This is a genomic window from Sphingomonas astaxanthinifaciens DSM 22298 (genome assembly GCF_000711715.1).
Taxonomy (GTDB): domain Bacteria; phylum Pseudomonadota; class Alphaproteobacteria; order Sphingomonadales; family Sphingomonadaceae; genus Sphingomicrobium; species Sphingomicrobium astaxanthinifaciens_A.
The window spans coordinates 1,627,141-1,641,898 of the sequence record NZ_JONN01000001.1 but is presented as its reverse complement, the minus strand read 5'-3'; the positions used below and the strand labels follow the sequence as shown (position 1 = coordinate 1,641,898).

Here is a 14,758-nt window from a genome sequence, read left to right as displayed (position 1 = left end):
CAACACCATGTTGCACTTCCGCAACATAGCGCGACTGTCCGACATTGGGACCCCTCCTCAACGTTTGCACCAGTGTGACTCTCTCGCTTAGTCAGCAGGGTTAGCAAGCCTGTTTCAGCAAGCGCGATTGCTGCTGCATGCTTGGTTTTGCTGCGTGCTTGGCTGACCGGGGGCCGACATCGACCCTTCCGGACAGTAGCGAAGGGGAAGACATGATGAAGTTCGAATATCGCCAGCGACTGCTCGGCACGACCTTGCTGGTCGGCGCGAGCCTGCTCGCCACTCCGGCGCTCGCCCAGGACACTGGCGGCACCAACGTCAGCAATCCGACCGGCCCGGCGGAGGCTCAGCCGACCCCGACCACCTCGGCGGAAGGCGAGAACGTCCAGCAGGACCAGGACATCATCGTCACCGGCACCCGCATTCCGCAGCCCAACCTCGAGTCGAGCGCGCCGGTTACCGTCGTCACCAACCAGGACCTCAAGCTCCAGGGTGTGACCAAGGTCGAGGACCTGCTGAACTCGCTGCCGTCGGTCTTCGCCGCGCAGAGCTCGTCGCTGTCGAACGGCGCGACCGGCACCGCCACCGTCGACCTTCGTGGTCTCGGCGCCCGCCGCACCCTGGTGCTGGTCAACGGCCGCCGCCTGACCCCGGGTGACCCGGGCTCGTCGACCGCCGACTTGAACTTCGTGCCCTCGGCCATCGTGAAGCGCGTCGAAGTGCTGACCGGCGGCGCCTCGTCGACCTACGGTGCCGACGCGGTCGCCGGCGTCGTCAACTTCATCATGGATACCAACTTCAACGGTATCCGCTTCGACGGCCAGTACAGCTTCTACCAGCACAACAACGGTTCGAAGATCACCCCGTCGATCCTCAAGGCCCGCCAGAACCAGGGCCTTGCCGGCTACTCGTTCCCGAAGAGCAGCGTCATCGACGGCCAGACCTTCGACGGCACCGTTTCGATCGGTACCGGCTTCGACGACAACCGCGGTCATGCGCTGGCCTATTTCGGCTACCGCAAGGCGCTTCCGGTTCTCCAGGCTCGCCGTGACTATTCGGCCTGCACCATTCAGAACACCGGCGCCGCGCTGAGCGGTCCGACCCGCCTCAACCCGGCCGCCCCGCTGCAGTGCGGCGGTTCGGCCACCGCGCAGAACGCGGTCGTCTACGCCACCACCAGCAGCACCACGACCTCGACCGTCGCGGCGCTGGGTGCCGGCACGCTGACCCCGTTCTCGGCCACCCGCTACAACTTCGCCCCGACCAACTACTTCCAGCGTCCGGACGAGCGTTACACTGCGGGCGTGTTCGCGAACTACGAGATCAACGACACCTTCAAGCCGTATCTCGAGTTCATGTTCATGGACGACCGGACGCTCGCGCAGATCGCGCCGTCGGGTGACTTCGGCAACACGCTGACCATCAACTGCGACAACCCGCTCCTGTCGGCCCAGCAGCTGTCGGTCGCCTGCTCGAACACCAACCTCGTGACCGGCTTCCTCGGCAACTACCCGCTGGTCAATGCGACCAACACGGTGACCCCGGGCGCCGCTCCGATCGATTTCATCAACCCGGTCGTCGGTGCCGCCAACCCGACCTACAACCAGGGCTTCTTCCAGCTCCTGCGTCGTAACGTCGAAGGCGGCCCGCGCGTCAACGACCTCCAGCACACCGCCTATCGCGGCGTGCTCGGCACCCGCGGCGACCTCAGCAAGGCCTGGTCCTACGACGCCTACTTCCAGTACGGCCGGACCAACTACAGCCAGGTCTACAAGAACGAGTTCTCGGCCGCCCGTCTGCGCAACGCGCTCGACGTGGTCGACAACCCGAACATTGCGGGGATCCAGCCGGTCTGCCGCTCGGTCCTGACCGGTGCCGACCCGAACTGCGTCCCGTACGACGTGTTCACCGGTGCCCCGATCAGCGCCGCGGCGATCAACTACCTCTCGGCGACCGGCTTCCAGAAGGGCGCCACCTCCGAGCAGGTCGCCAACGTCAACTTCACCGGCCTGCTCGGTGAATATGGCATCAAGTCGCCGTGGGCCGAGGAAGGCTTCGGCATCAACGTCGGCGCTGAATATCGCAAGGAATCGGTGTTCCTCGACACCGACAATGCGTTCCAGACCGGTGACCTCACCGGCCAGGGCGCGCCGACCCTGCCGATCAAGGGCAACTTCCGCGTTCTCGAGTGGTTCGCCGAAGCCCAGGTTCCGATCGTCGAGAAGAGCTGGGTCTACGACCTCTCGCTCAATGCCGGCTATCGCAAGTCCTACTACAAGCTCGGCAACGGCGGTAAGTTCGACACCGACACCTACAAGATCGGCCTCGAATTCGCTCCGGTTCGCGACATCCGCTTCCGCGGTGCGTACAACCGTGCGGTCCGTGCGCCGAACCTGCAGGAGCTGTTCGCGGCGCAGTTCGTCGGCCTCGACGGTGTGACCGATCCGTGCGCGGGTCGCGTCCTCACCGCGGCGGACGTCGGCTGTCTCGCCCAGGGCCTGTCGATCGGCCAGCGCGTTTCGACCAACCCGGCGGCCCAGTACAACGGCCTGCTCGGCGGTAACCCGAACCTGAAGCCGGAGACCGCGACCACCAAGACCCTTGGTGTCGTGCTCCAGCCGCGGTTCCTGCCGCGTGCCGCCCTCACCGTCGATTACTACAACATCAAGGTGAAGGACGCGATCCAGGGTTATGGCGCCGACGCCATCCTGAACGCCTGCATCACCCAGACCACCGTCGCCTCGTCGCCGGCCGCGGTCTGCTCGCTGATCCGTCGTAACCCGGTCAGCGGTTCGCTCTGGCTGACCCCGGACGGCTACGTCATCGACACCCCGACCAACGTCGGCGGCGTCAAGACCAGCGGTATCGAAGTCAACGGCAGCTACTCGCAGCCGATCGGCGGCTGGGCGACCCTGTCGGCCAGCCTCGTCGGCACCCGCGTCATCGACTACAAGGTCGATAACGGCCTGACCGAGCAGTATGACTGCGCCGGCTACTACGGCCCGACCTGCACCGGCCCGCTGCCCAAGTGGCGCCACAAGGCCCGCCTGAGCTTCAACATGAAGAACGGCATCGGCCTCTCGGCTCAGTGGCGGCACTTCGGCAAGGTTGACGTTGAGTATTCGAACTCGAGCGACACGCTCGCGGGCAACTACTACAACTTCAACTCGACGATTAAGGCGCAGAACTATTTCGATCTGGCCGCCACGGCTTCGATCGGGAACAGCTACACCTTCCGTCTTGGTGTGAATAACATCTTCGACAAGGATCCGCCGCTGGTCACCTCGGGCTCGGGCCGCTTCGGCGCCAGCGCCTGCGCCAGCGTGACCTGCAACGGCAACACCTATCCGGGCACCTACGACGCGCTCGGCCGGTACATGTATGCCGGTGTGACCCTGGACTTCTAAGTCCCGGCGAACGCGCTAGAAGAGGGGCGGCGGTCTTCGGATCGCCGCCCTTTTTCGTTGAGGAACCGCCCGCTTCATGTCCGTCACGACCGACCACAGCAGCACCCTGCAGCAGGCCGGGCAGCTGATCCGCGCGGGGCGGCTGGCCGAGGCGGCCGCACTCGGCGAAGCGGCGCTCGGCGGCGGGTCGGACCCCGTGCTCCACGCGATGGTCGGGACGATCGCGCTCAAGATCGGACAGCACGACCGCGCCGTCGCCCACCTGGACCGGGCCCATCAGGCCAAGCCCGGCGACCAGACGATCCGGTTGAATCTCGTCGAGGCGCTGGCGGCCCTCGGCCAAGCGGAGCGCGCATGGTCGCTGCTCCCGCCGGCCACGAATGCCGCCGATGACCCTGCCCTCGCCTGGCGCGCCTATCTCGCGCAGGAGACCGGCCGCTTCGACCAGGCCGTCCCGCTCTACCGCGAGATCGTCCGCCGCGATCCCAACGACTGGTCGAGCTGGAACAACCTCGGCAACAGCCTCAACGCGCTGGGGCAGGACGCCGAGGCAGCCGAGGCGCTGCGCCGCGCGGTGGCGCTGGTGCCCGACGCCGCGCCGATCCGCCTCAACCTCGCCAACGTGCTGATCGACCTCGGCGAGGGTGAGCCTGCCCGGCAGGAGCTGCTTGAGCTGACCCGCCGTCACCCCGACGATGCCAAGGCCTGGGGTACCCTCTCCACGCTCTACAAGCGGGCCGGCCACGAGGACGACAGCTTCGACGCGCTGGCGAAGGCAGCCGAACTCGCGCCCGACGACGCCAACATCCTAACCGACTTCGGCCAGGCCGCGGCCTTCCGCAATCGCTTCGAGCTCGCCGAACAATGCTTCGAACGCGCGCTGGCGCTCGAGCCCTCGCTGTCGGGCGCCTATCTCGGGCTCGGCAACCTGTTCGAGCGGACCAACCGCGAGAAGGACCTGCCGGCACTCCTCGACCGGGCCGAGCGCCATGGCGCCTCGCCCGAGTCCCTGCATTTCCTGCGCGCGCTCAAGCTCAAGCGTGAAACCCGCTTCGAGGAAGCGCTGGCCGAGGTCGACCAGTCGATGGACGCCGTGGTCCTCCCGCGCCGGCGGCAGGTGCGCGGCCAGATCCTCGACCGGCTCGGCCGGGCCGACGAAGCGTGGGACGAGTTCAGCGAGATGAACCGGCTGTGGGAGGAAGATCCGATCGATCCCCTCCAGCGCGCCCGGACTTATGTCGAGCAGGTCCGCGGCCACATGGACGCGCTCAGCCCCGAATGGATCGCGAGCTGGCAGCACCCCGCCCCGCGTCCCGAGCGCCGCACCCCCGTCTTCCTCGTCGGCTTCCCCCGCAGCGGGACGACGCTCCTCGACACCATGCTCATGGGCCATCCCGATGCGCGGGTGCTCGAGGAAGAACCGTTCGTGGTGCAGGTCGAGCAGGAACTGGGCGGCTTCGACGCCTTTCCGACCCTCACCACCGAGCGGTTGGCCGAGGCGCAGGCCAGCTATTTCGCCAAGGTCGCGACGCTCGTCGATCTCGCCGGCGATCCCCTCGTGGTCGACAAGCAGCCGCTCAACCTCAACCGCGTCCCGACGATCAAGCGGCTCTTCCCCGACGCCAAGTTCATCCTCGCGCTGCGCCACCCGCTCGACGTGCTGCTCAGCTGCTACGTGACCAATTTCCGGCCCAACATGGGCATGGCCAACTTCCTCCGGCTCGACGACGCCGCCAACCTCTACGACCTCACCTTCACCTACTGGGAAAAGGCGCGCGCGCTGTTCGGGCTCGACGTCCACACCATCGTCTACGAGCGGATGGTCGAGGATCCCGCCGGGCAGCTGAAGCCGCTGGTCGAATGGATGGGTCTCCACTGGCGTGACGAGCTCCTCGACCACCAGAAGACCGCGAGCAGCCGCGGGCACATCAGCACAGCCAGTTACGCGCAGGTTGTCGAACCCATCTACACCCGCTCGAAGGGGCGCTGGCAGCGCTACGCCAAACACCTCGAGCCAATCATTCCCACGGTCCGTCCGTGGATCGACAAGTTCGGCTACGACCTCTGATGGACGAGGCGGTTGCGCAGGCGGCGGCCGCCGCCGATGCCGCGGCGGCGGCGGGCAATCTTCCCGAAGCGCACCGCCTCCTCGGCGAGGCGGCCGAGCGCGCCGGAAGCGACCCCGGCCTGTGGCTCAAATATGCCGCGATCAGCCGCGCGCTGCGCCGGCCGCACGTTGCGCTGGCGGCGGTCAACCGCGCACTCGAGGCAAACCCGCTCGATTTCACCGCGCTCCTGCTCAAGGCGAGCATCGTCACCACCCTCGACGAGGCGCATGCGGGCGAGGCCTGGGCCGCGGCCTTCGCCCAGCGGCCCGAAGGGCCGGTCGCGCCCGCCATCGAGGGGGTGCTCGCGCAGGGGCGGGCGGTCCACGACGCTTGGCTCGCCCGGCGCGAGCAGGCGCTCGCGCAGGCGATGGCGCCGGCCGAGGCCAGGGCCGGCGCGGAGGAGCAGGCGCGGATCGCTCGCTTCCGCAGCAATTCGCTTCGCCGGACCCGCGCCTATCATTCCAACCCGACTCACTTCGCCTTCCCCGGGCTGGTCGAGCACGAATTTCATCCGCGCTCGGCCTTCCCCTGGCTGGCGATGCTCGAAGCGGCCACCGAGACCATCTCGGTCGAATTGCAGGACGTGCTCGCGGCCGAGCGGACCGAGCTCGTCCCCTACATCCAGTACCAGTCGCACGAGCCGCTCGACCAGTGGCGTCCGCTCAATCACAACAAGGACTGGACCGCGGTCCACCTGTGGCGAAACGGCGAGCGGGTCGAGGCCAATGCCCGGCACTGCCCGCAGACGCTGGCGCTGCTCGAGCAATTGCCGCAGCCGCAGATTCCCGGCGCCGGGCCCAATGCCATGTTCTCGCTGCTGGCGCCCGGCACGCACATCCCGCCCCACGTCGGCTACAACAATGCGCGGCTGGTCTGCCACCTGCCGCTGGTCGTGCCCGAGGGTTGCTGGTTCCGGGTCGGGGCCGAGACCCGCCACTGGCGACGCGGGGAAGCCTTCGTGTTCGACGACACGATCGAGCATGAGGCGATGAACCCGACCGACCAGCTGCGGATCGTCTTCATCTTCGACGTCTGGCACCCCGGCCTCAGCGCCGCCGAGCGCGACGCGGTGGCGGCACTAATTTCTTGTGAAGGCGGGGCCGGGGGCGGCCTCTAGCCGCCTTTCGTCGAAAAGCCGGTTGCGGGGGCGGGCCGACTCACGTCACACTGCCCGCAGCCGTCTACCGGGAGATTAGTATCATGCTGCTGCTGACCGCGCTCGCGCTCATGTCCGCCCAGGCCGTCGATCCGGCCAAGCTCGGGCCGACCGTCTCGGCGACCAAGGACTCGGTCGACAAGACCACCGGCCGTGATCAGAACGAGGTGATCTGCGAGTTCCAGGGCGAACTCGGCTCGCGCCTCAAGGGTCACAAGGTCTGCGCTACCCGCGCCGAATGGGCCGAGCGTCGCCGCGAGGCGCGCAAGGAAACCGACCAGCAGCAGACGCTGCGCGTGACCAAGGGCAACTGACGGCGGCTCAGGCCGCCGCCGCCACATCTTCCGCCGGCGTGAGGACGAGGGCACCGTCGCCCTCGTCGACACGCACCACCTGGCCGTCGCGGACCCGGCCCGCCAAGATGGCGTCGGCCAGCGGGTCCTGCAGGTAGCGCTGGACCGCGCGCTTCAGTGGCCGTGCGCCATAGACCGGATCATAGCCGACCCGCCCGAGCCACGACTTGGCCGCGTCGGTCAGGTCGAGGACGATCCCGCGCTCTTCCAGCAGCTTGCCGAGGCGGCGCACCTGGATGTCGACGATCGGCGCCATGTGGCTCGCCGACAGGCGGTGGAACAGGATGATGTCGTCGAGGCGGTTGAGGAACTCGGGCCGGAAGTGGCCACGAACCACGTCCATCACCTGCGCCTCGACCTTGTCCGCGGGCTCGTCCTCGCCGAGGTTCGCCAGATATTGCGAACCGAGGTTCGAAGTCAGGATGATCAGCGTGTTGGTGAAGTCCACCGTCCGCCCCTGGCCGTCGGTCAGCCGCCCGTCGTCGAGCACCTGCAGCAGGATGTTGAAGACATCGCCATGCGCCTTCTCGACTTCGTCGAACAGCACGACCTGGTAGGGCCGGCGCCGCACCGCCTCGGTCAGCACCCCGCCTTCCTCATAGCCGACATAGCCCGGCGGCGCGCCGATCAGCCGGGCGACGCTGTGCTTCTCCATGAACTCGCTCATGTCGATGCGGACCATCGCGCTGGAATCGTCGAACAGGAATTCGGCGAGCGCCTTGGTGAGCTCGGTCTTGCCGACGCCGGTCGGCCCGAGGAACAGGAACGAGCCCAGCGGCCGGTTGGGGTCCTGCAGCCCGGCGCGGGCGCGGCGGACCGCGGTCGAGACGGCCTTCACCGCCTGTTCCTGGCCGATCACGCGCTTGCCGATGATCTCCTCCATCTTGAGGAGCTTCTCGCGCTCGCCCTCGAGCATCCGCTCGACCGGGATCCCGGTCCAGCGTGAGACCACGCCGGCAATGTCGTCGGCGGTCACCTCCTCGCGCAGCATGGCATTGGCCTGGCTGTCATTGGCTTCGGCCAGCTTCTTCTCGAGTTCGGGGATGAGGCCGTACTGAAGCTCGCCCGCCCGCGCGAGGTCGCCCCCGCGCTGCGCCTGCTCGAGCTCGATCCGGAGCGCGTCCAGCTGTTCCTTCAACTTGCCCTCGGCGGCGATCTTCTCCTTGTCGCCCTGCCAGCGGGTGGTCAGCTCGGCCGACTGCTGCTCGAGGTTCGCCAGTTCCTTCTCGAGGACGACGAGCCGGTCCTTGGAGCCCTTGTCGGTCTCCTTCTTCAGCGCCTCGCGCTCGATCTTGAGCTGGATGATCCGCCGGTCGAGATTCTCGATCTCCTCGGGCTTGCTCTCGACTTCCATCCGGAGCCGCGACGCGGCCTCGTCCATCAGGTCGATTGCCTTGTCGGGGAGGAAGCGGTCGGTGATGTAGCGGTTGCTGAGCGTCGCCGCCGCGACCAGCGCGCCGTCGGTGATGTTGATCCCGTGGTGAAGGGCATATTTGTCCTTCAGCCCGCGCAGGATCGAGATCGTGTCCTCGACCGTCGGCTCGCCCACGAACACCGGCTGGAAGCGCCGCTGGAGCGCGGGGTCCTTTTCGACATGCTTGCGATACTCATCGAGCGTGGTCGCGCCGATGCAGTGAAGCTCGCCGCGCGCCAGCGCGGGCTTGAGGAGGTTGGACGCGTCCATCGCCCCCTCGCTCTTCCCGGCGCCCACCAGAGTGTGCATCTCGTCGATGAACAGGATGATCTCGCCCGCGGCCTGCTTGACCTCGTCGAGCACGCCCTTGAGGCGCTCCTCGAACTCGCCGCGATATTTGGCGCCCGCGATCAGCGAACCCATGTCGAGGCTCAGCAGTTTGCGGTCCTTGATCCCGTCGGGAACGTCGCCATTGGCGATGCGCAGCGCCAGACCTTCCGCGATGGCGGTCTTGCCGACGCCCGGCTCACCGATCAGCACCGGATTGTTCTTGGTCCGCCGCGCCAGCACCTGGATCGTGCGGCGGATTTCCTCGTCGCGGCCGATCACCGGATCGAGCTTGCCCTCGCGCGCGGCGGCGGTGAGGTCGCGGGCGAACTTCTTCAGCGCGTCATAACGGTCCTCGGCGCCCTGCGTGTCGGCGGTGCGGCCCTTGCGCAGCTGCTCGATCGCGGCATTGAGACCCTGCGGATGGACGCCCGCACGGCCGAGCGCGTCGCCGACCTCGGTCCCCTTGGCGAGCGCCATCGCCAGCAGCATCCGCTCGACCGTGACATAGCTGTCGCCGGCCTTGCTCGCGACCTGTTCGGCCTGGTCGAGCAGGCGGATGGTATCGCCGTCGAGCGCCGGCGCCGAGGTCGCGCCCGAACCGGTCACGGCCGGAATCTTCGCGACCAGCGCATCGGCCTCGCGCTTGGCGGCGCGGGGATCGCCCCCGGCGGCCTGGATCAGGCCCGCGGCCATGCCCTGCTCGTCATCGAGCAGCGCCTTCAGCAGGTGGGCGGGCGCGATCCGCTGGTGATGCTCACGAACGGCGATCGTCTGCGCCGCCTGAACGAAGCCCTTGGAGCGGTCGGTGAACTTCTCGAAATCCATAAGTGCCAGCTTCCCCTCTCTTGTCCGGGGAAGATAGTGTTGCTTTTACGCCACACAAGCCCTGCGGATCAGCGCCCCGCGCTGGTCGCGGGCGGGAGCGGCGCGAGCGGGTCGCCTGCCGGTTCGGCCTTTGGTAAAGCGGTGGTCGCGGGCGCCGCGGCGCTCGGGCTCGCTGCAGGGACGGTGCGGAACACCATCCCGGACGAGGCGGCGGCGGGCTGCGTCTCCGGCGCCTTCGCCAGCACCGGTGCGGGAGCAATTTCGACCTTCGGACAGGCAAGATGCCCTTCGTCGTCGCGGCCCCAGGTGCGATACTTCCAGCTGTCCACGTGGAACCGCATCTTGGTGTAGAAGCCCAGCCCCGCATTGTAGCGCGGACCCACGACCTGGTGCTCGGCGCACAGCCGGCGGATCATCGTGTCGCGGTCGATCGGGGTCAGCGGCACGAAGTCGATCGCGCTCATCGAGCGGTGGACGCTCTCGGGCGCACCCCCGGCGCAGCGGTTGAGCCCGGCATTGCGGAACACGCTGACCGGTTCGACCGGCCCGACCCGCGGCACGACATGGTCGCGCACATAGCGGAGCGTGTTGACGATGTTGGGCCATTCGTCGGACGGCGGAATCTCGAACGGCTCGGCCCCGCAGCGGCGCCAGTCGCTCGCGGTGCGCAAGAGCTGCCAGGTCGGGGCGATGAACGCGACCCCGCTCGCCTCGAGGTAACGGTGGAACTGGCTGACGGCGCCCGCGCGCCACGGATCGCGCTGGATCCAGAAACGATAGCCCGGCTCGTCCTGCCCGGATTCGACATAGTCGGCGGCAGGGTTCCACACCGCCCGCATCGGCGGGATCGAGACGCTTTGGGTGACCGTCGCCGCCGGCCCGGTCGCGACGGGCTGGCCGGCGGACGGGGCCGCCAGCAGGACAAGGACAATCGAGGCCGCAACGTGCCGCATCACTGCAGCATAATGCATGGGAGGTTGAAAAGACACTGAACGGGGCTCACTTCGCCTCCATGAGCACCCAGCCCATCCATGTCGACCTGCCGCACAAGCTCGGTCGCGCCGAGGCCCGCCGCCGGATCGAAGCCAATATGCACAAGCTGACCAGCTTCTTCCCGGGCGGCGCCAACGTCACCCACCAGTGGCAGGGCGACCGGCTCGACCTCGGCATCGCGGCCATGGGCCAGTCGGTCGAGGCCAGGATCGAGGTCGAGGACGCGCTGGTCCGCTGCCATATCCAGCTTCCGGGGTTGCTGTCGCTGATGGCCAAGCCGATCGAGGCCGCGCTCCGCTCCAAGGGCAGCGAGCTGCTGCTCGAGGATCGCTCGAAGGACTGACGCGCTGGACCCCGCCGCCGCGGCGGCTATCATCGCGGGCCAAGGGAGACTGCACCCATGCGCCACGTCGCCATCGTCGGATCGGGCCCGGCCGGCTTCTACACCGCCGAGGCGCTGACCAAAGCGGGCGACGTCACGATCGACATCCTCGACCGGCTGCCCGTCCCCTACGGCCTGATCCGCTTCGGGGTCGCCCCCGACCACCAGTCGATCAAGGCGGTCGCCCGCCGCTACGAAAAGGTCGCTTTGACCCCGGGCGTCCGCTTCCTCGGCAACGTCCACCTCGGTGCCGACGTCTCGATCGAGGAACTGCTCCATTTCTACGACGCGGTGGTGCTGGCGACCGGTGCCCCGCATGACCGCCGGCTCGGGATCCCCGGCGACGAGCTCCCCGGGGTGATCGGTTCGGCGGCCTTCGTCGGCTGGTACAACGGCCATCCCGACTTCGCCGACCTCGCGCCCAATCTCCAGACCGAGGATGCGGTGGTGGTCGGCAATGGCAATGTCGCGCTCGACGTTGCCCGGATCCTGTCCAAGACGCCGGGCGAATTCACCGGCTCGGACATCGTTGCCCATGCCTTCGAGGCCCTCGGCAACAGCCACATTCGCCGGATCACCATCCTTGGCCGGCGCGGGCCGCACCAGATTGCGATGACGCCCAAGGAACTGGGCGAACTCGGCCACCTCGCGGCCGCCGCGCCCGCGGTCGATCCCGGGGATTTCCCGCCACAGGGCACCGATGCCGCGCTCGAGCCCGGCCAGCGCAAGTCGGTCGAGCATCTGCGCGCCTTCGCCGCCTCGCCGCCTGATGGCGCCAAGCCCAAGACCATCGCCTTCGACTTCTTCGCCAAGCCCGTCGCGATCGAGGGGGAGGGCAAAGCTGAACGCGTGATCGTCGAGCGGACCGCGCTCGATCCGCACGGCCAGGCGCGCGGCACCGGCGAGACCTATGCCATTCCCGCCGGCCTCGTCGTCAGCTGCATCGGCTACGCCTCGCCGCCCATTCCCGGCATCCCCTATGACGACAAGCTCGGCCGCTATCCCAATGCGGGCGGGCTGATCGGCGAGCGGCTCTATGCCGTGGGCTGGGCCCGGCGCGGGCCGACCGGAACGATCGGCACCAACCGCCCCGACGGCTTCGAGGTCGCCGAGGCGATCGACGCGGCCTTCCCGGCCGCAGGCGCGCCGAGCGGGCGCTCGGGTGCCGCCGGCCTCGACCGGCTGCTGCAGTCGCGCGGCTGCGACCCGATCCTGTTCGCCGACTGGCAGAAGATCGAGGCCGCCGAGGTCGCCGCCGCCAGGCTCGGGTTCGCGCGCGAAAAGCTCGTGCGCGTCCCCGATCTCCTGAAGGCGACCGGCCGCTAGGCGGCGGGCTCGGCCTCGCGCTGCTTCTCGAGCGCGTGGAGCAAGGCCTCGGCCGCGGGCTCGCTCGACGGCGGGTTCTGCCCGGTGATGAGAAGGCCGTCGGTCACGACATAGGGCTTGAACGTCTCGCCCTTCGAATAGTCGCCGCCGAGCCGCTTCAGCTCATCCTCGAGAAGGAAGGGGACGACGTCGGTGAGCTTGACCGATTCCTCTTCCTCGTTGGTGAAGCCGGTGACCTTGCGGCCCTTGACCAGCGGGCTGCCGTCGGGGGCGGTGACGTTCTTGAGCGCGGCGGGGGCGTGGCAGACCAGCGCGACGGGCTTGCCGTCGGCCAGCGTGGTCTCGATTACGCGCTTGGAGTCGGTGTCGTTGGCGAGATCCCACATCGGGCCGTGGCCGCCCGGATAGAAGACGGCGTCGAAACGCGACGGATCGATGGTGGAAAGCACCTCGGTCGCGGCGAGCTGGGCCTTGGCAGCCTCGTCCTTCTTGAAGCGCTCGGTCGCCTCGGTCTGGGCCTCGGGCTCGTCGCTCTTGGGGTCGAGCGGCGGCTGCCCGCCCTTGGGCGAGGCGAGCGTGATCGTGTGCCCGGCGTCCTTGAGCACATAATAAGGGGCGGCAAATTCCTCGAGCCAGAAGCCGGTCTTCTTGCCGGTATCGCCAAGCTGGTCGTGGCTGGTGAGGATCATCAGGATATTCATTGGTCGAGGCCTCTGTCGGTGGAGATGGGACGGCTCACTTGGGACGCGCCGTGCCGCTATCAGCGCAGGATGCGACAAGAGGTTGCATCCCGCCGAACCGCCGCCTAAAGACCGCCCCGCCTTGGCCCCCGCGTGAAAGCGCGAGGGCCGGTCGGGGAGTAGCTCAGCCTGGTAGAGCACTGTCTTCGGGAGGCAGGGGCCGGAGGTTCGAATCCTCTCTCCCCGACCACTTTTCTGTCGCCCTAGCGCGCCCGGATGAAGGCGCGGATGTCGCGGGCGAGCTTGGCGCGGTCTTCGTCGCGGACGTACATCATGTGGCCGGCATCGTAATAATGCCAGGCGATGCGGTCCTGCGGGATTCCGGTGCGCGACAGGCTGTATTCGGCGCCGAAGAAGGGCGTCGCGAAATCGTACCAGCCCTGGCCGACGAACACCCGCAGTCCGCTGTTCTCGCGCAGCGCGGTGCCGATGTAGGGCGCGACACTGAGATAGGCCGAACGCCCGCCCCCGCCGAGTGACCAGTCCCACGGGCCGACGCTCCCGATCGCCTGATATTCGCGGTCGGTCCGGAACCCGAGCGCGCCGCGCTGCCAGCTGTTGACCGCGGCGGTATAGCCCGCGTCGATGCCGTAGAAGCTGGGATCATTGTCCGGGCTTTCCCCGGCCGAGTCATAATCCTTGCCGGTATAGCGAGTGTCGAGCCGGCCGATGGTCAGGCCCCGGTCGCGCAGCAATTCCTTGTAGAAGCGGTCGGGGGAGACCCGCAGCTCCGCCCGGTCGAGGAAGCTCTCGCTGAGCCCGATCAATTGCGACAGGCGCGCACGGACCGCGGCCCGCTCTTCCGAGCTCGCTTTCTGCCCCTTGAGGAGGAAGGCGGCGTAAGGCCCGATCGCGAACTGGCGCGCCTGTTCGGCCACCTCGGCGGCGGGTGTCCCGGCGAGCCCCTTGCCGTGATAAGCGGCGGTGGTCGCCATCGAGGGCAGGGTGGTGACGAACCCCATTTCGTTCCCGGCCACCTCGGATTCGGCGCCGAAGTCGAGAATGGTTGAGATGAGGATGATGCCGTTCAGCGCGACGTCGTTGTAGGTCTGCCCCTCGAGCTCGTTCACCACCGCCGCCGAGCGCGTCGTCCCGTAGCTTTCGCCGCCGAGGAACTTGGGGCTGTTCCAGCGGCCATTGTCGTTGAGCCAGCGCCGGATCACCTGTGCGACCGCCTTGGCGTCCTGGCTCACGCCATAATAATTCTTCGGATCGGCCCCCGGCAGCAGCACCGAGAAACCCGTGCCCGGCGGGTCGATGAAGACGAGGTCGGTGACGTCTAGCAGGCTGTCGGGATTGTCGAGCAGCGGATAGGGCGGCGCGCCGTCGTCACGCGCGTCGGAAGGAATCGCGACCCGCTTGGGCCCGAAGGCGCCCATCTGCAGCCATACCGAGCCCGAGCCCGGCCCGCCATTGAACAGGAAGGTGACCGGCCGCGAAGGATCGCGCGGCTCACGGACATAGGCCGTGGTGACGATCGCCGCCTCGGGCACGCCCTCCTTGGACTTGAGCACGGTCTCGCCGATCGTCGCGGAATAATTGACCCTCTGCCCGCCGAAGCTGCCCTGGTGGCGCGTGGTGACCACCTGCGGGACATAGGCGCGCGCCTCGGCCTCGGCCTTGTCCTTGTCCTGCGCCTGCGCCGCCGCCGGCACCGCCGCCAAAGCGAGCGCCAGTGCCCCCGTCACAAACTTCATGCACGCACCCCTGTTGTTGTCGGCCCC

At 68.0% G+C, this 14,758-nt stretch carries 10 protein-coding genes and 1 tRNA gene; 7 read left to right on the top strand and 4 right to left on the bottom strand.

All coding sequences use genetic code 11. The features are described from left to right. Window positions 1-212: 212 nt before the first annotated feature. From BS69_RS0108475 to BS69_RS0108460, 4 genes are all read left to right on the top strand, one after another. A complete protein-coding gene (locus tag BS69_RS0108475) occupies window positions 213-3,407 on the top strand; it encodes a TonB-dependent receptor domain-containing protein (protein ID WP_029941520.1) in 3,195 nt (1,064 codons plus the stop codon). Between the two features lie 76 nt (window positions 3,408-3,483). Further along, window positions 3,484-5,475 (top strand): tetratricopeptide repeat-containing sulfotransferase family protein, encoded by a 1,992-nt coding sequence (locus BS69_RS0108470; RefSeq protein ID WP_029941519.1) that lies wholly within the window; start codon window positions 3,484-3,486, stop codon window positions 5,473-5,475. Next, entirely contained in the window at window positions 5,475-6,632 is a 1,158-nt protein-coding gene (locus tag BS69_RS0108465) for an aspartyl/asparaginyl beta-hydroxylase domain-containing protein (RefSeq protein ID WP_029941518.1), read from the top strand. Before BS69_RS0108470 ends, BS69_RS0108465 begins: the two co-directional genes overlap by 1 nt. A gap of 83 nt (window positions 6,633-6,715) precedes the next feature. Next, window positions 6,716-6,985 carry a hypothetical protein gene (locus BS69_RS0108460; RefSeq protein ID WP_029941517.1) on the top strand — a complete coding sequence of 90 codons (270 nt, stop codon included), beginning with the start codon at window positions 6,716-6,718 and terminating at the stop codon, window positions 6,983-6,985. Window positions 6,986-6,992: 7 nt separating this feature from the next. On the opposite strand, the gene clpB is transcribed toward BS69_RS0108460, so the two are convergent. Then, window positions 6,993-9,593 carry an ATP-dependent chaperone ClpB gene (gene clpB / locus BS69_RS0108455; protein ID WP_029941516.1) on the bottom strand — a complete coding sequence of 867 codons (2,601 nt, stop codon included), beginning with the start codon at window positions 9,591-9,593 and terminating at the stop codon, window positions 6,993-6,995. Between the two features lie 68 nt (window positions 9,594-9,661). Beyond that, window positions 9,662-10,564: a D-Ala-D-Ala carboxypeptidase family metallohydrolase gene (locus tag BS69_RS13715; RefSeq protein WP_156956976.1), complete on the bottom strand. Its 903-nt coding sequence runs from the start codon at window positions 10,562-10,564 to the stop codon at window positions 9,662-9,664. Window positions 10,565-10,605: 41 nt separating this feature from the next. On the opposite strand from BS69_RS13715, the gene BS69_RS0108445 reads away from it, so the two are divergent. Continuing rightward, window positions 10,606-10,929 (top strand): polyhydroxyalkanoic acid system family protein, encoded by a 324-nt coding sequence (locus BS69_RS0108445; RefSeq protein ID WP_029941514.1) that lies wholly within the window; start codon window positions 10,606-10,608, stop codon window positions 10,927-10,929. 57 nt (window positions 10,930-10,986) lie between these two features. After that, a complete protein-coding gene (locus BS69_RS0108440) occupies window positions 10,987-12,294 on the top strand; it encodes an FAD-dependent oxidoreductase (protein ID WP_029941513.1) in 1,308 nt (435 codons plus the stop codon). Here the strand turns inward: BS69_RS0108440 and BS69_RS0108435 are convergent. Next, a complete protein-coding gene (locus BS69_RS0108435) occupies window positions 12,291-12,995 on the bottom strand; it encodes a type 1 glutamine amidotransferase domain-containing protein (protein ID WP_029941512.1) in 705 nt (234 codons plus the stop codon). The genes BS69_RS0108440 and BS69_RS0108435 overlap by 4 nt on opposite strands. Before the next feature lie 152 nt (window positions 12,996-13,147). On the opposite strand from BS69_RS0108435, the gene BS69_RS0108430 reads away from it, so the two are divergent. Continuing rightward, window positions 13,148-13,224: transfer RNA gene (locus tag BS69_RS0108430), tRNA-Pro, on the top strand. Between the two features lie 13 nt (window positions 13,225-13,237). On the opposite strand, the gene BS69_RS0108425 is transcribed toward BS69_RS0108430, so the two are convergent. Further along, entirely contained in the window at window positions 13,238-14,731 is a 1,494-nt protein-coding gene (locus BS69_RS0108425) for a S10 family peptidase (protein ID WP_029941511.1), read from the bottom strand. Between the last annotated feature and the right edge of the window lie 27 nt (window positions 14,732-14,758).